This is a genomic window from Mycolicibacterium lacusdiani (genome assembly GCF_021916785.1).
In the GTDB taxonomy this organism is placed as follows: domain Bacteria; phylum Actinomycetota; class Actinomycetes; order Mycobacteriales; family Mycobacteriaceae; genus Mycobacterium; species Mycobacterium lacusdiani.
In genome coordinates this window covers 771,133-790,050 of the sequence record NZ_JAKCFC010000001.1, presented here as the reverse complement: position 1 = coordinate 790,050, position 18,918 = coordinate 771,133, and the positions used below count along the sequence as shown (strand labels likewise).

The following is an 18,918-nucleotide window of genomic DNA, read 5'->3' as shown; positions in this document are numbered from 1 at the left end:
GTCAGTAGGTCGCAGATGTGGGGGTCGAAAGCCCCGTGTCGAAAGGATGTCATGGTCGCCGAAGCGCCGCCGGCCGGTGAGCTACAGGCACGCCGTCCGTTTCCGACACGGGTGGGACCGAGGGGCAGCCTGATCTACAAGCTGGTGACCACGACCGATCACAAGCTGATCGGCATGATGTACGTCGTCACGTGCTTCGTGTTCTTCTTCGCCGGCGGTCTCATGGCGCTGTTCATCAGGACCGAACTCGCGATTCCGGGGCTGCAGTTCCTGTCCAACGAGCAGTACAACCAGCTGTTCACCATGCACGGCACGGTGATGCTGCTGTTCTACGCGACGCCCATCGTGTTCGGCTTCGCCAACCTGGTGCTGCCGCTGCAGATCGGCGCGCCCGACGTCGCCTTCCCGCGACTCAACGCTCTGTCGTTCTGGTTGTTTCTCTTCGGCGCGCTGATCGCATTGGGTGGCTTCATCACTCCCGGTGGTGCGGCGGACTTCGGCTGGACGGCCTACACGCCGCTGTCGAATGCCATCAGCAGCCCAGGAGCCGGTGCCGACCTGTGGATCCTCGGCCTAATCGTCGGCGGGTTGGGGACGATTCTGGGCGCGGTCAACATGATCACCACCGTGGTCTGCATGCGCGCCCCCGGCATGACCATGTTCCGGATGCCGATCTTCACCTGGAACATCCTGGTGACGTCGATCCTGGTGCTGCTGGCCTTCCCGCTGCTGACCGCCGCCCTGTTCGCACTCGCCGCCGACCGCCACCTCGGCGCCCACATCTACGACCCCGCCAACGGCGGCGTCCTGCTGTGGCAGCACCTGTTCTGGTTCTTCGGCCACCCCGAGGTCTACATCATCGCGCTGCCGTTCTTCGGCATCGTGAGCGAGATCTTCCCGGTGTTCAGCCGCAAGCCGATCTTCGGCTACACCACCCTCATCTACGCGACGCTGGCCATCGCGGCCCTGTCGGTGGCCGTGTGGGCGCACCACATGTACGCCACCGGTGCGGTGCTGCTGCCGTTCTTCAGCTTCATGACGTTCCTGATCGCCGTCCCGACCGGTATCAAGTTCTTCAACTGGATCGGCACGATGTGGAAGGGCCAACTGACGTTCGAGACACCGATGCTGTTCTCGGTGGGCTTCCTCGTCACCTTCCTGCTCGGCGGCCTGTCCGGTGTGCTGCTCGCCAGCCCGCCGATCGACTTCCAGGTCACCGACACCTACTTCGTCATCGCGCACTTCCACTACGTCCTCTTCGGCACCATCGTGTTCGCCACCTACGCGGGCATCTACTTCTGGTTCCCGAAGATGACCGGACGTTTGCTCGACGAGCGGCTGGGCAAGCTGCACTTCTGGCTGACGTTCATCGGCTTCCACACCACGTTCCTGGTGCAGCACTGGCTTGGTAACGAGGGCATGCCGCGCCGCTACGCCGACTACCTGCCTGCGGACGACTTCACCACGCTAAACATCGTTTCCACGGTTGGCGCCTTCATCCTCGGTCTGTCAACGCTGCCGTTCGTCTGGAACGTCTTCAAGAGCTGGCGCTACGGCGAGCCCGTCGTGGTCGACGACCCCTGGGGCTACGGCAACTCCCTGGAGTGGGCCACCAGCTGCCCGCCGCCGCGGCACAACTTCACCGAGCTGCCCCGGATCCGTTCGGAGCGTCCCGCGTTCGAGCTGCACTACCCGCACATGGTGGAGCGGATGCGCGCCGAGGCGCACGTCGGCAAGGCTCACGGCCCCGACGACGGCGACGTGACCCGGCTCGACGACGCGCAAGTGCGCACCTAAGCCGGCTTCAGCGATGGTCGGGAAGAGCGCGCGCTATCCAAGCTTATTGGGCGGCGAACGACGAGACGCTGGCATACGGACGCGCACGCGGCCTGGGTTGAGGCCAGGGTCGGCTGGTGAAACACACAGGCGCACAAAATGATCAGGGGAGACTTCGAGATGGCCGAGGTGATGTGGGAGGCCGCCGAACCCTGCCTCACGGAGGCGCAGCGTTCGGCGGCGCTCACGGCGCTACACGCCGGGGAGCCGAGCCTGGCGATACTGGTGGTGGTCACTGCCTTGTCCCGCACCGGCCACCCCCTGCCGTCCGACCTGTACCAGGAATTCCACGAGTGGTTGCGTCTGCACGCAGCTGCAGCGCCGCACGCCGATGGGGCCTTCCTCGAACTGCGCGTCATGGCGGCCGACGTTAAGGCGACCACCGCCGCGGGCATGATCGACGAACGTTACGGCGACGCAACCTTGTGCTACTTCGTCCTCGACGACGCTGGTGTGGCGGATGCCCCCCAGGAACGGCAAGCCGATGCGTTGGCGAGATGGCTGCGGACTAACCGGCCGAGCCCATCGCTTCGAACCGACATGCGAATCAATGGATTCGGTCATCTCCTTCGGGACCTCGAACCTCCGCTATCCGACAGGCCAGGCACGCAATGACCATTTGCGGGAGGCGGCGGCCGGCTGCCTTTCAAGTCAAACAGTGTGAAGCGACGTTCGATTCGTCGACGCTATCGCGTAGAGCAGGGAGGAACGGAACCAGACGAGTCAGATCGCGGCCTCGCTGCGCTGCGTCGACGGCCTTCAACAGCAATGCAAGTAACACGTCATGAACGCAGTTGGCACACGCGTATCCCTGGCGTTGTATTCGGATTGGGCGTACACGTCGGCGATGGTCGGACTCGTTCTCGCGTTGTTGGTGCTGGCAGCAACGTTCGCGAACAGTCGCAGTCGGGCACTCGAGAGGTCAATGGCGCCTGTGGGAGTCGCAACCGACAGCGCACGTCCGGGTGTCGTCGCAGACGTCCCTAGACGGTCGGTCGTGGAACGCGCGGAGCGTGCTGGTGTTGCCCTCGTCGTCGTGGGTGCCGGGTTCCTGCTGCTGTGCATCGTGTTGCGTGGGCTGGCCACCTCGCGCGCGCCGTGGGGCAACATGTACGAGTTCATCAACCTGACCTGCTTCTGCGGACTGGTGGCGGCGTTGATCGTGTTGCGGCGTCTTGATCTTCGGCCACTGTGGGTGTTCGTCCTGGTTCCGGTGCTGATTCTGCTTGCGGTGTCGGGCAAGTGGCTGTATGCCGACGCCGCACCCGTCATGCCCGCGCTGCAGTCGTACTGGTTGCCGATTCACGTGTCGGTGGTGAGCCTCGGCTCAGGGGTGTTCCTCGTCGCCGGCGTGGCGAGCATCCTCTTCCTGGTGAGGACGTCGCGGTTGGGCGACCCCGGACGCGAAGGACTCTATGCGGGCGTCGTGTCCAGACTGCCCGATGCGCAAATCTTGGACCGACTCGCATACCGCACCACGATATTCGCGTTCCCCGTCTTCGGGTTCGGCGTCATCTTCGGCGCGATCTGGGCCGAGGAGACATGGGGACGCTTTTGGGGATGGGACCCCAAGGAGACGGTGTCTTTCGTCGCGTGGGTCGCCTACGCGGCCTATCTGCATGCTAGATCCACCGCGGGGTGGCGTGACAGGAAGGCCGCATGGATAAACGTGGCCGGATTCGTGGCGATGGTCTTCAATCTGTTCTTCATCAATCTAGTCATTGCGGGGTTGCACTCCTACGCCGGGGTGGGCTGACGCCGGGGCCACAGCGTGCGCACGTATCCAACACACCGATCTCGTCTCGCCAGCGTCATGACCGCGGCTGAAATTACGACTCACCGAGCGTCGTTTCGACGGCCATGTTGACCGTCGCTCAACCGCGGGAGGTTCGACGTAATGGTTCGGGGTCAGCGACCTCTGTTTCGTTGCGCCCTAGCGAGTTCGGCGTCTACCGTCATGACCTAGACGGCCTACGTGGCGTCGCGATCGCACTGGTCGCCGTGTTTCACGTGTGGTTCGGCAGGGTCTCCGGTGGTGTCGACGTCTTCCTCGTGCTGTCGGGTTTCTTCTTCGGCGGAAGGCTGTTGCGGGCCGCGCTCAATCCGACCGCATCCCTGGCACTCATGCCGGAGGTGCGGCGTCTGGTCCGGCGACTGCTCCCCGCGCTGGTGGTGGTGCTGTCCGCGTCGGCGGTGCTGACGATCCTGGTGCAGCCCGAGACCCGGTGGGAGACGTTCGCCGACCAAAGCTTGGCGAGCCTTGGCTACTACCAGAATTGGGAACTGGCGACCACGGCGTCGGACTACCTGCGCGCGGGCGAAACGGTGAGTCCGCTGCAGCACATCTGGTCGATGTCGGTGCAGGGGCAGTTCTACATCGCTTTGTTGCTGTTGGTATTCGGCCTGGGGTTCCTGCTGCGCCGCCTCCTCCGCCATCACCTGCGGATCGTCTTCATCGCGGTGCTGTCGGCGCTCACCGTGGCGTCGTTCGTCTACGCGATCATCGCGCATGACGCGGACCAGGCAACCGCCTACTACGACAGCTTCGCCCGGGCCTGGGAGCTTCTCCTCGGCGCGCTGGCAGGTGCGCTAATCCGGCACGTGCGGTGGCCGATGTGGCTGCGGACTACCGTTTCGGCGATCGCACTCGCCGCGATTCTGTCGTGTGGCGCATTCCTCGACGGCGTCGCGGAGTTCCCCGGGCCCTGGACGCTGGTACCGGTCGGGGCGACCATCCTGTTCATCCTCAGCGCCGCCAACCGTGCCGCCGATCCGCATCTCGCTGGCGTGGACGGCGGGTTGCCGCTACCGAATCGCCTCCTCGCCACCGCGCCGCTCGTGTCCCTCGGCGCGGTGGCGTACTCGCTCTACCTGTGGCACTGGCCGCTGCTGATTTTCTGGCTCGCCTACAGCGGACACGCCGAGACCAACCTGACCGAGGGCGCAGGCGTCCTGCTGGCCTCCGGTGTGCTGGCCTGGTTGACTACGCGCTTCGTGGAGAACCCGTTGCGGTTGCGTGCGACGAATGCTCAAAAGCCGAAGTCTGCCGTGCCGCTGCGCATCCGGCTGCGTCGGCCGACCGTCGTGCTGGGTTCGATCGTCACGCTGCTGGGTGTGGCGCTTGCGGCGACGTCGTTCACGTGGCGCGAGCACATGACGGTTCAGCGGGCGAACGGCGAGGAATTGTCCGGTCTGTCGGCGCGCGACTACCCGGGGGCCCGCGCGCTGATCGACCGTGCCAAGGTTCCCCAGCTGCCGATGCGGCCCACGGTCCTCGAGGCCAAGGACGACCTGCCGCAGAGCACCAAAGACAATTGCATCAGCGACTTCGCGGACCCGAGTCTGCGCAAGTGCAGTTACGGTTCCGGGGCCGCGACCCGCACCATCGCGCTGGCCGGCGGCTCGCACTCCGAGCATTGGATCACCGCGCTGGACCTGCTCGGCCGGCTGCACGGCTTCAAGGTCGTGACCTACCTCAAGATGGGCTGCCCCCTATCGGCGGAGCGGGTGCCCCGCATCCCGGGGTCGGGGGAGCCGTACCCGCAGTGCTTCAACTGGGTCCAAGCCGCCATGCGGGAGATCGTCGCCGACCGCCCAGACTACGTGTTCACCACCGTGACAAGACCACGAGACACCGGGCCCGGTGACGTCATGCCGGAGGCGTACCTGCCGATCTGGCAGGCGTTCGCCGACAACGGGGTGAAGGTGCTGGGCATGCGCGACACACCGTGGCTGGTCCGCAACGGCGACCCCTTCTTCCCGAGTGATTGCCTCGCCGACGGTGGTGACGCGACGACGTGCGGCATGCCACGAGCACTTGTCCTCGACGACGTCAATCCCGCCGCAAGTCTCCCCGGACGGTTCCCGCAGATGAACGTGATCGATCTGAGCGGTGCGCTGTGTCGAGACGACTACTGCCGAGCCGCCGAAGGGAACGTCCTCATCTACCGAGATTCTCATCACCTGTCGGCCACGTACGTACGCTCCCTGGCGCCAGAACTTGGGCGCAGGATGGGTGCGTTGACCGGATGGTGGCCCTAAGCGGCGTCCTATTGCGCGCACTGAGGCGGCTCACAACTTCGTCAGTGCCGCTTCGTTGTGCAAGCCGACGATTCGCTAACGGGACGGCCTGACCTCGCATAGCCAACGGCGGCGCCGGATAGCGAGACGAACGCACCGCGGGGCGTTCTGAGGGTGGCCGTCCGAGCTTCCTTGCTGCTGGCGTTCACTGAGCGATTCTCGGCTCATGCCCCGAACGCGCTTTCCACCATCGGCGCCACCAACAAGTACTGTCTAGATACGTAGGTGACGCGGCGAAACGACCTCCCGCATATCTCCGTTGCGGCGACCAACATGAGACGAGAGGAAGAGGCCTCGCCAATGGCAGGCCCAGGGCATGGCATATGCAGCAGTTCCACGGCGCGGGGCGGAACCAATCCGACGGGCCGCCGGCAACCGGTGAGATGGTCGGTGCGCTAGTGGAGTGGGCCGTGTCGCGAGGATGGACGGCGCAGACCAGTCCCGATGGCGGCTGTCACTTCTACGATCCCCAGGGTAAGTACGTAGCGTATTGGCCGTCGAAGACCGCCACGGGCCTCGGTCACCGTTGGTAGTGCTCCCATCATCGCCGATGTCCCGGCGTCGCCTCGCGACGCCGGCAATAGCGCCGCGCCCCCGGTGCGTGCGCCGCGACGCTGCGCATCGGAATCGTCTATGTTCACCAGAAGAAACCCGACGAAACAGTCATGTGTGGCGACGCTCGCAGCAGCAGTGCGAGACAACAGATGTCGAGCTGGACGGTCTGTTGTACGCCGATTCTCGAGAGCGCGCCGCCGGTACGGGGCCGTTCTGCCACACGGCGACTGTCCCGTCGAGCCTTATCGGAAAACTCCCGGGGGCACCGCGCTCACCCTTGGGCGTGTCGACCGACACAGCCGGACGATGACGCCGGCCCGATTATCTCGCCGACGCGGCGAGGTTTCGCGGCAAAGGGTTGATTGATATGCATACATGCGTACTATCGCATGCATGGCAGATCGCAACGGCGGGACGGTGAATACCGGCGGCGCGGACGCCGGGCCCGCGAACGACACTCTTGCACTGGACCTAGCAGCCCTGCTTCCCGGTAGCGACGAGCGCTGCGCTGACCGGCTCAGGCGCAACCTGGGGGACGACGGAGTCATCGAACAGGCCCACGTCATCGATGGCGACACGTCGGAACCCCGCCTTTGCGTGCACTACGACGCCGAGGCTGCCACCGCAACAGAAGTGCAGCGACGGGCTCTGCAGGTGGCCAATACGATCACGTCGACGTACGGGCACCTGCGGTGGTTGACCACAGGCACTGATGACGATGAGGCGGTGCGAACTGCGCTCGTCGACACACTGTCGACGATTCCTGGCGTCGTCGCCGCAGCAGCGGCACCAGGATCGGTCCAGCTGGAGTTCGAGCGGGCGATGGTGACGGCCCAAGAACTCGTAGACGTCATCGCCGCGAAGGTGGCGCCGTCAGGGGTAGTCCCCGACGCAGAGACCGCCGTTGCCGAAACTCCCGTCGCCCACGACGGAGACGACGGCGACCATCAACACGGTCACGGCGGAATCTTCGGCGAGCGCACCGAATTGATCTTCGCGGGACTGGCGGGCGCGCTGCTGCTGACAGGCTGGTTACTGGCCGCCTTAGCCGAGACGCCGCGCTCGGTGGAGGTGGTGGCCTACGGCCTGGCGTTCTTCTTCGGTGCGTTCTTCACCGTGCAGGAAGCCCTCGCGAGTGTGCGGCAGGGCCGCTTCGAGATCGATTTCCTCATGCTGGTGTCCGCAGCAGGTGCGGCAGCGCTCGGCGAAGTCGCCGAAGGCGCCCTTTTGCTGTTCCTGTTCAGCGTCGGGCACGCGCTGGAAGGGTACGCGATGGGCCGCGCTCGCCGAGCGATCGATGCGCTCGCCGAGCTGGCCCCCAAGACGGCCCTAGTGCGGCGCGGCGGCACCGGCGACATCGTCGAAGTGTCCGTTGCGGACCTGCGCGTTGGGGACGTCGTCGTCGTGCGCCCCAACGTGCGGCTGCCTGCGGACGGATTCGTCGTAGCAGGTGCCAGCAGCGTCGATCAAGCGCCAGTGACCGGCGAAAGCGTCCCGGTCGACAAGATTCCGGTCCCGGACGTAACGGCAGCCGCCGCTGCGCCAGAACGCATTGACGCGGTGTCGCGGGTGTTCGCCGGAACGATAAACGGCGCCGGCGCCATCGAAGTGCAAGTCACCCGGCTCGCCGGCGACTCCACCTTGGCCCGGGTGGCGCGTTTGGTGGCCGAAGCGCAAACCAAGACGACTTCCACACAGCGTTTCACCGACCGATTTCAGCGCATCTTCGTGCCGGCGATCCTGGTCGGTGTGGTCCTGCTGCTCTTCGCCGGGTTAGTAGTTGACGAGCCGTTCACCGACACGGTGTACCGGGCGCTTGCCGTTCTGGTGGCGGCCAGCCCGTGTGCGCTGGCAATAGCCACGCCCAGTGCGGTGTTGTCGGCGGTGGCGCGAGCGGCGCGGGCCGGCATCCTGATGAAGGGCGGCGCCGCGCTGGAGGAACTGGGGCGACTCGACGTGCTGGCCTTCGACAAGACTGGCACCCTCACCGAGGGGCGGCCCAGGATTGCCGACGTGTGGGCCACCGGGGACAGCGACGAGGCCGAACTGTTGAAGATTGCCGTGGCCGTGGAGGAGCAAAGCGACCACCCGCTCGCCCGCGCCATCGTCCGCGACGGCAGCCAGCGATTGGCCGGAGCGGCGACGCTTCGCGCGACCGACGTCCGTGCGGTGATTGGCCGCGGCATCGTTGCGTCCGTCGAGGATGTCGAGGTCTACATCGGCAAGACCGAACTGTTCACTGACGCCGCCCAGCCGCCACCGGCCGAACTCGCTGCCGAGGTGAGTCGTCTCGAACAGCAGGGCCGCACGACGATGATCGTCCGCGCGGGCGATCGGTGGTTGGGCGCAATCGGATTGATGGATCTTCCTCGACCGGAGGCGTCGGCGGTGATCGCACGGCTCGCCGAACTCGGCCTCGAGAACACGGTGATGCTGTCGGGAGACAATCAGCGGGTGGCGGACGCCGTCGCCGCCGAAGTTGGTGTCGGTTACGCCCGCGGGGATCTGATGCCCGAGGACAAGGTGGCGGAGATCGCCGCCTTGAGGGAACGCCACGGCCGCGTGGGTATGGTCGGCGATGGCGTCAACGATGCGCCGGCCATGGCCGGTGCGAGTGTGGGGATCGCGATGGGTGCGGCCGGATCCGATGTGGCGCTGGAGACTGCTGACGTTGCGCTGATGGCCGACGACCTGCGCGCCTTGCCCTTCGCGGTGAGCCTGAGCCGTCGCTCTTCGCGGGTCATCAAGCAAAACCTGTGGGCGAGTCTCGGAATCGTCGCGGTCCTCATCCCGGCGACGGTCTTCGGTCTGGGCATCGGTCCCGCCGTGCTCATCCATGAGGGCTCGACTCTCATCGTCGTCGCCAATGCACTGCGCCTTCTCGGGATGCCGATGCAGTCGGTGACCCCCGAAGCGGCACCGCGCGTCGAACTCGCAGACGTGGCGCGATGACGGTCGAAGATTTCAGTGCGGCAGATCGATTCGAGCATGCTCACGTAGACACGGTGGTCGTCTTCGTGGACATCGCTGGTTTCACGGCGTTCACCGAGGCCCACGGCGATCATCTTGCTGCCGAACTGGCAGATCGATTCACCACCATCGCCGCGAGTGTTCTGGGGCCTGACGACGAGATGATCAAGACCCTCGGCGATGGCGTGCTAATCACCAGTTCGGACCCCACTGCGGCACTAGCCTTCCTTCGACGACTCCACGACGAAATCCGTCGCATTGACGGATCTCCGCTGTTGCGCGCGGGAATCGATGCCGGGTCGGTAGTGAAGCGCCGCGGTGACGTCTTCGGCTCGACAGTCAATACTGCGGCCAGACTCGCCGCGATCGCCCGGCCAGGCCAGATCGTCGGCAACGCCGAAGCCGCGGCCGCGCTTCACGGGGCCGACCGTTTGGCGCTGATGTCGTTGGGTCCGCTGCGGTTGCGGAACGTCGGTGCGCTCGTGGAGGCCTTCGCCCTCGACGTCGGAACCCGCCACCAGGAGCACGTCGATCCGATATGTCGAATGCATGTCACGACGGATGCCGAGTCCCTGACGATCGCGCATCAAGAAGACACTTACCGTTTCTACTTCTGCTCAGCGGCTTGTTCGAGCCAATTCGCGAAGCGCGTCGGCACGTCGTCGGATGACGGGGACCCGCAGACCACTCAGTCGTTCGTCGGCGAGGTTGCGGCGCACTTCGGCACACCGGTGCCCTCGCCAGCCGGTGGGAATGCCGCATCGACGTCAACCTCATCAATATGCTCGTAGAACGCGGACGGTGAACTGCGCCCCGAATTCTGCTCGCCACAGTGTTATTCGCTCACATGCCGAACCGTCCGCGCTGTCGCGATTTTGGACGGGCTGCTCCCACGACGTTCATCGCCCGAGGCGCGCCACCCGCTTCAAGCTGGGAGGCCCGACGAGGACCATCGAGAGTCATCGCATCACACCCGCCAACGGCTTGACGCCCACACCACTGATAGGAATTCGGATCATGGAAAAGCGACTGATCGCGGCCGGCCTGGTCGCCGGCGCCCTGGCGGGCCTAACGTCCTTCGCATACGCCCGGCTGTTCGTGACGCCGGTCATCGACCGCGCTGTGGCTTACGAGGAGGGCCGCACCGAGGCGGCGGAATTACCCGGCCACGGTGTTGAATTGTTCACCCGCGGGGTGCAGGCCAATATCGGGATGGGCTTTGGCGTTCTGGCATTCAGTGTTGCCATGGGAGCGCTGTTTGCGGTGGTCTTCTGCATCGTCTGCGGGCGCCTTGGAAACGTCTCCGCGCGCCTGCTGGCCGTTCTGCTAGCCGCTGGGATGTTCTTGTCGCTTTACTTGGTCCCGGCGTTGAAGTATCCGAAGAATCCGCCCGCGGTAGGGCAGGAGGGGACCCTTCAGCAGCGCAGCCTGCTGTTCGTGCTCGTCGTGGTGCTGTCGGCGGTCCTGATGATTCTGGCGGTGTGGGTGGCCCGGCGACTGTCACCACGCTTGGGCCACTGGAATGCAACGCTCGCAGCTGCGGGATCGTATCTGGTGGCGTCTGCGCTCATGATGCTGGTGCTGCCGACTTTCGACGAAACACCGAGCGCGCTGCGCGACAACACCGGTGCCACCGTGTATCCGGGGTTCGCCGCCGACGACCTCTATGAATTTCGGCTGCATTCCTTGGCGACCGTCTTGGTGATGTGGGTGACGATTGCGCTGGTGTTCGCTATGTTGGCAGGCCGGTTGGTTCGCGACGGCTCCCCGGCGAAGTCGAGCGGTTTGGCTACTTCGTGAGGACGCGGCTGTCGGTGGCTTAGACGTCACATCTGCCAGTCCTGGGCTCCATCGTTGTCGTCGTAGATGCCGACGGAGTTCTTGACCACGACCGGGTCCCCGCTGCCAAAGTTGTCGTAGAACCACTGCGCATTGGCCGGACTCAGATTTGGACAACCGTGGCTCACGTTGCGCTTACCCTGATCGCCGACCGACCACGGTGCGCCGTGGACGAAGATGCCTGTGTTGCTGATGCGCACCGCATCTTGGACCTTGAGTCTGTAACCTTCGGCTGCGTCGACCGGCACACCGTAGGTGGAGGAATCCATCACCATGTCTGCGAACTTCTCGAGCACGTAGTAGGTGCCGTTGGGTGTCTCGTAGCCAGGCTTTCCTAGAGATACCGGCATGGTCTTCTCTAGTTCGCCGTTGCGCATGATCTCCATTTGGAGGGTGGCGTTGTCGATGGTCGCCACCAGCGAGTCGCCGGTGCGGAAGCTCGACCTCGTACCACCGGCATCGATGCTGACCGTGGTGTTGGCCGGCCAGAAGTCAGTGGGCCGCCATCGGAGTTGAGTTGGGCTCATCCAATAGAACTTGCCCGGGACTGCGGGGGAGGAGGAGACGTGGACCGCGTCCTCGGCCAGGTTGCGGTCGACGATGGGACGTTGGAAGTTGATGATTATCGGTTTGGCGACGCCAACCGTCGAGCCATTCGACGGATTGAACGTGGGTGGAGCGAAGACCGGTGGTCCGGTGTAGGGCGCTGGGTTCTGGCCGGCGGCTAAGTCGTTGACAGCCGTTGATGATGGGCCGGTTGTTGGATCGGCGAACGGATTCGGTGCCGTCGAGTTGGGGATCGTGAGGGGATCGCCGGGTGCGGGCACCGGAACCTGTGGCTCGGCCGAGGCCGACGGCGCGAGAGCAATCGTCACAGCTGCTAGGGCGACCGTCATCATCGTGACGACTGGGTTGACTGGCGGACACCGCATTCGGGCCTCTCCCTTCCACTAGTCGCCGACCGACGCTCGCGGCGGCTGGGCGGAATTTGTTGTACGTACTTGCATAGTAGATGATGTGACGTCGGGTCCGGCAGCATGGCATGGGACTTGCGTAGCAGTCAGCAGGCAACGGACGAGTGCATGCGAAGGACGTCAGGCTGCGTGATGTAGTCACACGCGACCGCCATCTCAGGCCACGCACTCACGTATCCCCACGCGCCGGCGATGCCGGCCGGTCTCGTTGCTTGACCTGTTTCGTGGGCCCGACTGACCGTTTCTACCTGGCCGGGATGACCGTGGCGAGGATCAGCAGCGACACAGTCGCTGTCGTGTCGTCGAGGACATTCGCAGACCGCCGAGCCGCTGGGTTGTTCGTCGGGTGGCCAGCCGTCGGTTTGGGAGGCCCCGTGCTGTCGTGACGCCGCGACAGTGGGCCTGGCGGATCGACGGGTAGAAGTAGAGAACGTGGAAAGAGAAAAGGAGGGTGAAGGCGTGGCGACGTCGACTGATACTCCACGCCGGGTGGGGCGGGCCGTGTTGCTTGGTGTCGCACTGTTGGCAGGCGTGAGCGCGGCCTCGATCGGCGCCCTGGTACTACCAGACGCGCTGGCGGTGACTGGGCTTAGTGATCCGGGACCGGTAACCACCTACGGGCTGCCCTTCCTGCGCGCCGCCGGCGAGATCGCTGCGATAGTGGCGATCGGACACTTCTTGTTCGCGGCCTTCCTCGTCCCGCCGCAGGCCAATGGAGTGCTCGACGTCGACGGGTACCGAGCGCTTCGGACCGGCGGTGCCGCTTGCGCGGTCTGGGCGATGTGCGCTGCAGTGTTGGTCGCGCTGACGGTCTCCGACGTGTCAGGGGTGCCGTTGACCGATCTGTCGCCGCTGGACATTTGGTCAGCGACCGACCTCGTCGAAACCACGTCGGCGTGGCGTACCACAGCGATCTTGGCCGCGGTCGTTGCCGTAGCGAGCCTGCCGGTGTTGCGGTGGTCATGGACGCCCGCCCTGCTGCTCAGTGGCCTGGTGACGTTGATGCCGCTGGCCGTGACGGGGCACTCCTCCTCGGGCGGCTCGCACGACATCGCGACCAACAGTCTGATCATTCATCTCGTCGCCGGAGCATTGTGGGCCGGCGGGTTGCTGGCGCTGCTGGGGCACGCGCTGCGCGGCGGCGGGCACACCGACATCGCCGCCCGTCGGTTCTCGAGGCTGGCGTTGTGGTGCTTCGCGGCCATGGCCGTGAGCGGATTAGTCAACGCGGCCGTCCGCATAGATGTGTCGGACATCTTGAGCAGCAGTTACGGACTCCTCGTCGTGGGGAAGGTGGCGGCCTTGATTGGGCTCGGTGCAATTGGATGGCGGCATCGACGATCGTCGATCGTTGCGCTGCAGCGTGATCCGACGTCGCGCCGTGCGCTGCTGCGGCTCGCACTCACCGAAGCCGCCCTATTTGGCGTGGCGGTCGGCGTAGCCGTCGGGCTTGGTCGTACGCCACCACCGCTCGCGCCGCGCGAACCGCTTCCGGCTGAAGCTGAGTTGGGCTTCGACCTCGCCGGGCCACCGACGATCGCGCGGGTCTTCCTCGAATGGCGTTTCGACCTGATCTTCGGCACGGCGGCGCTTGTCATGGTCGGCATCTACCTTGCTGCGGTGTATCGGCTAGCTCGCGGCGGTGCCTCATGGTCGAAGCGGCGCACCGCATCGTGGGTGATGGGTTGCCTCACATTGGTGTTCGCCACTTCGTCAGGACTTGGCATGTACATGGCGGCAATGTTCAGCATGCACGCCGTCGTTCAAGTGATCCTCACGATAGGGGTGCCGGTGTTGCTCGTGCAGGGCGCGCCGGTGACCCTAGCGCTGACGCCAATGCGAGCATCGCATTCGAATGCGGTGCCTGGCCCGCGCGAATGGCTTGTGAGCGCACTGAATTCATCTTCGCTGGGTCTGATCGCTCGTCCGTGGACGGCTCTCGCGCTTCTTCTGGTGGGCGTCTACGGTTTGTGCTTCGAGGTCATTTTCGATGCCGCCGTGAGCGAGCGCGCTCCCCACATACTCATGATCGGGTACTTCCTGCTCAGCGGTGTATGGTTCTTCGCCGCCGTCAGCGGTGTCGATCCGGTGCTACGGCCGATGCCCACGCGGAGGCGGATGGCAATACTGTTGTTCGCGATGTCTCAATTCGTCCTCGCTGGAGTCTTGGTGACGACCATGCGCGACACTCTCGGTGGTGCCTTCTACCGCTCGTTGAAATTGGGCTGGCATACGAACTTGCTCGGCGACCAGCGATTGGGCGGCCAAATTCTGGCTGCTGGCGGGCTCGTGGCGATGCTGGCGGTGCTTGCAGTGCCGATCGTCCAGCGCGCCCGCTCGGCTGCAACGGTGCGGAAGACGGGCGCGCCGAGTATCGGCTCCTGACGACCCCACAGGCGCACAGCGGCGCGTTCACGCTGGCCTCCGGGCCGACGAATGGCGCCGACCCGGTGTCGCGCAATGGCACCTCCCGCTACGTCCCGACGCGTCGACCTCGTCCGCCGACACCGGCTGCCCCGCACTAAGGCTGGCTGTTCAGTGCCTGCTCGATTGCGGTCTTCATGTCGTCGTAGCTTCTGAACTCCACTTCCGTTCCGTCGAGGAAGAAGGTCGGTGTGCCCTGTACGCCGAGGGCCTTGCCGTCAGCTACGTCGACATTGACACGATCGAGCGTAGCGGGGTCGTTGTAGGCGGCATCGAACGCCGCCATGTCGAGTCCAAGTTCGTCGGCGTATCCGCGGAATCGGGAGTCCGCAGGAGTTCGTTGTTCGCCCCACTCGCTTTGCGTTTCGTACATCTTCTTGTACATAGGCTCAAACTTGTCCTGTTGGGCCGCCGCCTCGACCGCTCGCGCCGCCCTCTCCGCGTTGAAGTGAGACTGAATTGGGAAGTAGCGGACGACGAAGTTGACGCGGTCTCCGTACTCGGCACGCAGTTGTTCAACCATAGGGAAGGCTGCCCGACAGGCCTCGCATTCGAAGTCGAGGAATTCGACGAAGTTGACATCGCTGTTCGTCGCGGTACTGAGGCGGCGACTGTTGTCCCGGACAAGCTGACCGGCGTCTCCACCCTCAGCTTGGGCGGAGGCGGGTATGCCCTTGTCCTGGGCCGAGAGGTAGACACCAACCCCAATGATTGCGGTGATGGCCACGAAGACGGTCAGTAGAAGGCGTGTGAGAGGTGCCATTCGGATGCGTCCTTCTTGAGTTCACTGGAAAGTCTGTAATGCGCCAGAGCAGCGGCGTACCGCAGCACCGAATTAAACCGCGTCCACGGTTGAGCGTCGTGTGTTCGACAATATACGGAGGAAGACCGTAGATCCGGTGTGCCTGGGCCGGGGTTGAGGCTGGAGGGCAATAGCACCCACGTCATCCGAGTTCATGGACTCCCGTTGTGGCGTAGCGAACACAGCGTTAAAATCCGTTCGGCCGCGCTGAGAGGCCACCGCACGTGTACGACCGTAATCACCGAGACGGCCACTCATCGTTTGGGGGGCGTGTCGCAACGAGGATCTTCAGGGCGCGGGCGCAGGAACGGATGCGCCCGGCATTGGCGACATCGACGGCATGTCCATCGGTTGTTCCATCATCTTGGTCTTGCTCATATTCATGGAATCGCAGCAACCCGGACGTGCGATGAGGAAGTACAGGCCAGCGGCAATGACGAAGATTCCCACCGCGATGCCCGTGATCGCCAAGGCTTGGTAGAGCCGTTGGGGCCGGCTCGAGGTGGAGTGGGCGAGGTCAGTCATAGTTATCCCTTCCTAAGTAATCGTTCTCGGGTCGAACTTTGGTGCTAGTTGCGCTTGCGTGTCGGCGCCGACGCAGCTGCTTGTCTGTCGTGGGTCGCTTATCGTGCTCTCGGTTCGGCGTCGGCGGTCGGAGCCGCCGATAGCGTGGCACTGAGGTCGACGACGGCGACTGCGCCAAGCGCAGCGCACGCGGTGGTTCGCCGAGTCATGACTCCTCCTGACGTCGAACCTCCACACTTATACGACGTGCCGCGGTTCCCGCGATACGTCACTCGACAAAAGCCTACGCAATTTCTACGTAGATGTGAGTGGCCAGTCTGTGACGGACGCCGCCCCGCCGATGGCCGCGGTCGTTAGACGGTGGTGTTGCCGGTCCGCCATTGTTCCCAGGGAACATTCCAGTCGCCGAGGCCGTCGACGCCCGAGAGGGTCGACCCCACCGTGTTGACTACTTCAACGATGTCACCACGTTTAATGTTGTCGTAGAACCACTTTGCGTTTTCTGGACTGACGTTGAGGCAGCCGTGGCTGACGTTGGTCTTGCCTTGGCTGCTCACCGACCAGGGGGCGGAGTGGACGTAGATGCCGCTGTAGGACATCTGGGTAGCCCAATCCACGTCGAGGCGGTAGCCGTTGGGTGAGTTGACGGGGACGCCGTAGGTCGATGAGTCCATGACGAGGTTGGCGTATCTATCGCCGATGATGTAGGCGCCGTTGTCGGTAGGGGTGCTGTTCTTTCCCATGGACATCGGCATGGTCCGGACTACCTCGCCGTTTCGTCGCACCGTCAATGTCTTGGTGGCGTCGTCGGCGGTGGCGATGACCTGATCGCCGACGGTAAAGCGGGTGAGGATGTTGTCTTGTCCGAACAGTCCCTCGCCAAGGTCTACACCGTAGGTGTTCACCGCAACTTCGACGGTCGTGCCGGGTGTCCAATATTCCGCTGGGCGCCAACGGACTTCGCGATCACTTAGCCAGTAGAACGCTGCCTCGACGCGGGGGCTCGTGGTGACCTTGATGGCCTGTTGTGCAGCCGTTCGGTCGGTGATGTCTTCGTCGAAGCGGATGGCTACCGGCTGGCCCACGCCTACCACGTCGCCATCGTTCGGCATCACGTAGGGCATCGTCAGGTTCTTTGGCGACTGAGTCTGGAACGTCATCTGCTGAGTGATCGCGTCGGCGATCCCGAGTGCCTCGGCGGTCAACGTGTATCGCTTGTTGTAACCCAGGGGTTCCGCGGTGGACCACGTCACGCCGTCCGAGCCAACCTGACCGGCCACGGTCTCGCCTTGCGCATTGACCATTTTCACGGCGCCGAGCACGCCGTCACCGGCCTTTACGGTCACCGGTGCGTCGACGGGCACCCCGACCGCGCCGTCCGTTACCGAGGATTGCAACCACGGCTCGAGCAGGTCCGCGTAGGGTTCGCCCTTCTGGGCGATCGAAGCTGGCGCCTCTGCCGTCGTGGTGGTCGCTGGATTCGCGCACGCCACCACGGCGAGTGTCGAGGCCACGAGCACGGCGATCGCCGCAGCGAAACGCCGGCGCCGTCGTGGTGCGAATCTGCGACTGAGACGTGCGGACGGTGACGTGTGGTCGGTTGGCACGAAACCACCCCTTCGAAGGTACGGACTGCCTGCGCGGCGCCGTTGCTGCGACCTTCAGTGTCACGTGGGCGCTTATGGTTGGTTTGGCTCTTCCGTGAAGATTCGGTAAAGACGGTTCGCTGCCCGTTGGCTCGTCTGTGGTGTTGACCGCGAGTTCGCCGCAGCAGTTGATCGACGAGTTGTCCGTCCAGTGGGTCGTCTCTATCGAGACTGCCAGCCGCATGAAGGGATCACAGCTGCCGCAAGTTGCCGCGCTTGGTCAAGCTCTGGCCGTGGGTGGACAGCCGGTCACCGAAGCCGACTTGCAGCCGGGCGACATCGTCACGTTCTACTCCGACGTGTCTCATGCCGGCATCTACATCGGCGACGGGATGATGGTGCACGCCTCGACCTTCGGCACACCGGTGAAGGTGGCGCCGATCTCGTCGTCGCCGTTCTACAACGCCAGGCGTTACTGACCGGCGCAACGTCGGGACCTAGACGATCGTCTTTACCGTTTCTTCATCGAACGTCGCGGTCACCCTTAGGCGGGGCGGTCAAGCTGGGTGTCCCGATCCGCTCGCGCTGGTCGGTCGAACGAGGTCGGCGAGCAAAAGTCGGACCTTTGGCAGATAAACGATGGTGGAGGATTTGGATGATGGACGTGACACGGGTCGGAATGCTGGTTGTCAGTGCCGTGGCGGCCACGCTGACGGTGGGCGCCTGTAGCAGTACCCCTGCGGACCAAGACATGTCGGCGACGAGCAGCTCGCAGACGTCGGCGGCTGCGGCCCCCGCGACGACGGGCGGCCAGACCGAGCAGGCGCACAATGACGCCGACGTGACCTTCGCGCAGGGCATGATCCCGCACCATCAGCAGGCAGTCGAGATGAGTGACATGCTGCTGGGCAAGCAGGGCATCGATCCTGCGGTCATGACGTTGGCCAACGAAATCAAGGCAGCGCAAGGGCCCGAGATCGAGACGATGCGAGGTTGGCTGTCCGATTGGAAGGTGCCGGCGCCCAGTTCTGACATGCCGGACATGTCGGAGATGCCCGGTCACGACATGAGCAGCATGGGTGGCGGCGGCATGATGTCCGAGCAGGACATGGCAGCACTGCAGAACGCCCAGGGCGCCGCAGCGAGCAAGCTCTTCCTGACTCAGATGATCGAACACCACAAGGGAGCCATCGCCATGGCTCGAACCGAGGTCGACAGCGGCCAGTTCCCAGCGGCAACCGAGATGGCGCGCACCATCATCGCGTCCCAGCAGCAGGAGATCGACTCCATGGAGTCGATGCTGGCCTCGATGTGAGACGGCGCCCTG

The 18,918-nt window shown here is 64.5% G+C and carries 14 protein-coding genes; 10 read left to right on the top strand and 4 right to left on the bottom strand.

What is annotated here, in order from left to right:
• The first annotated feature begins 51 nt into the window (after positions 1-51).
• The 7 genes from ctaD (at position 52) to LOK44_RS03885 (ending at position 11,241) form a co-directional block, all read left to right on the top strand.
• On the top strand, positions 52-1,797 hold the full coding sequence (gene ctaD, locus LOK44_RS03915; RefSeq protein ID WP_163924502.1) for an aa3-type cytochrome oxidase subunit I: 1,746 nt from the start codon (positions 52-54) through the stop codon (positions 1,795-1,797).
• Positions 1,798-1,935: 138 nt separating this feature from the next.
• Positions 1,936-2,451 carry a hypothetical protein gene (locus LOK44_RS03910; protein ID WP_237568726.1) on the top strand — a complete coding sequence of 172 codons (516 nt, stop codon included), beginning with the start codon at positions 1,936-1,938 and terminating at the stop codon, positions 2,449-2,451.
• Between the two features lie 169 nt (positions 2,452-2,620).
• Positions 2,621-3,592 carry a c-type cytochrome biogenesis protein CcsB gene (gene ccsB, locus LOK44_RS03905; protein WP_163924504.1) on the top strand — a complete coding sequence of 324 codons (972 nt, stop codon included), beginning with the start codon at positions 2,621-2,623 and terminating at the stop codon, positions 3,590-3,592.
• Positions 3,593-3,696: 104 nt separating this feature from the next.
• On the top strand, positions 3,697-5,877 hold the full coding sequence (sucT, locus tag LOK44_RS03900; RefSeq protein ID WP_372481165.1) for an acetyltransferase SucT: 2,181 nt from the start codon (positions 3,697-3,699) through the stop codon (positions 5,875-5,877).
• Between the two features lie 969 nt (positions 5,878-6,846).
• Positions 6,847-9,423: a heavy metal translocating P-type ATPase gene (locus tag LOK44_RS03895; protein ID WP_249782793.1), complete on the top strand. Its 2,577-nt coding sequence runs from the start codon at positions 6,847-6,849 to the stop codon at positions 9,421-9,423.
• The gene (locus tag LOK44_RS03890; protein ID WP_237568723.1) at positions 9,420-10,232 is read left to right on the top strand and encodes an adenylate/guanylate cyclase domain-containing protein; all 813 of its coding nucleotides are present in this window, start codon (positions 9,420-9,422) and stop codon (positions 10,230-10,232) included. Before LOK44_RS03895 ends, LOK44_RS03890 begins: the two co-directional genes overlap by 4 nt.
• A 226-nt stretch (positions 10,233-10,458) precedes the next feature.
• A complete protein-coding gene (locus LOK44_RS03885; RefSeq protein ID WP_237568722.1) occupies positions 10,459-11,241 on the top strand; it encodes a CbtA family protein in 783 nt (260 codons plus the stop codon).
• A gap of 26 nt (positions 11,242-11,267) precedes the next feature.
• On the opposite strand, the gene LOK44_RS03880 is transcribed toward LOK44_RS03885, so the two are convergent.
• Positions 11,268-12,212 carry a L,D-transpeptidase gene (locus LOK44_RS03880; RefSeq protein WP_237568721.1) on the bottom strand — a complete coding sequence of 315 codons (945 nt, stop codon included), beginning with the start codon at positions 12,210-12,212 and terminating at the stop codon, positions 11,268-11,270.
• Between the two features lie 501 nt (positions 12,213-12,713).
• On the opposite strand from LOK44_RS03880, the gene LOK44_RS03875 reads away from it, so the two are divergent.
• Positions 12,714-14,639, top strand: coding sequence for a bifunctional copper resistance protein CopD/cytochrome c oxidase assembly protein (locus LOK44_RS03875; RefSeq protein ID WP_372481186.1), 1,926 nt, complete (start codon positions 12,714-12,716; stop codon positions 14,637-14,639).
• 136 nt (positions 14,640-14,775) lie between these two features.
• On the opposite strand, the gene LOK44_RS03870 is transcribed toward LOK44_RS03875, so the two are convergent.
• The 3 genes from LOK44_RS03870 to LOK44_RS03860 all read right to left on the bottom strand — a co-directional run bounded on the left by LOK44_RS03870 (position 14,776) and on the right by LOK44_RS03860 (position 17,501).
• Positions 14,776-15,441, bottom strand: a complete 666-nt coding sequence (locus LOK44_RS03870; protein WP_237568719.1) for a DsbA family protein — start codon at positions 15,439-15,441, stop codon at positions 14,776-14,778.
• A 327-nt stretch (positions 15,442-15,768) separates the two neighbouring features.
• On the bottom strand, positions 15,769-16,005 hold the full coding sequence (locus LOK44_RS03865) for a hypothetical protein (RefSeq protein ID WP_163924511.1): 237 nt from the start codon (positions 16,003-16,005) through the stop codon (positions 15,769-15,771).
• A 353-nt stretch (positions 16,006-16,358) separates the two neighbouring features.
• Positions 16,359-17,501 (bottom strand): L,D-transpeptidase, encoded by a 1,143-nt coding sequence (locus LOK44_RS03860; protein ID WP_372481185.1) that lies wholly within the window; start codon positions 17,499-17,501, stop codon positions 16,359-16,361.
• A 248-nt stretch (positions 17,502-17,749) separates the two neighbouring features.
• Between LOK44_RS03860 and LOK44_RS03855 the strand changes: the two genes are divergently transcribed.
• Both LOK44_RS03855 and LOK44_RS03850 read left to right on the top strand, forming a co-directional pair.
• Complete coding sequence (locus tag LOK44_RS03855; protein ID WP_372481164.1) at positions 17,750-18,070, top strand: C40 family peptidase; 321 nt, start codon at positions 17,750-17,752, stop codon at positions 18,068-18,070.
• Between the two features lie 179 nt (positions 18,071-18,249).
• Entirely contained in the window at positions 18,250-18,906 is a 657-nt protein-coding gene (locus tag LOK44_RS03850) for a DUF305 domain-containing protein (protein WP_237568718.1), read from the top strand.
• The last annotated feature ends 12 nt before the right edge of the window (positions 18,907-18,918 follow it).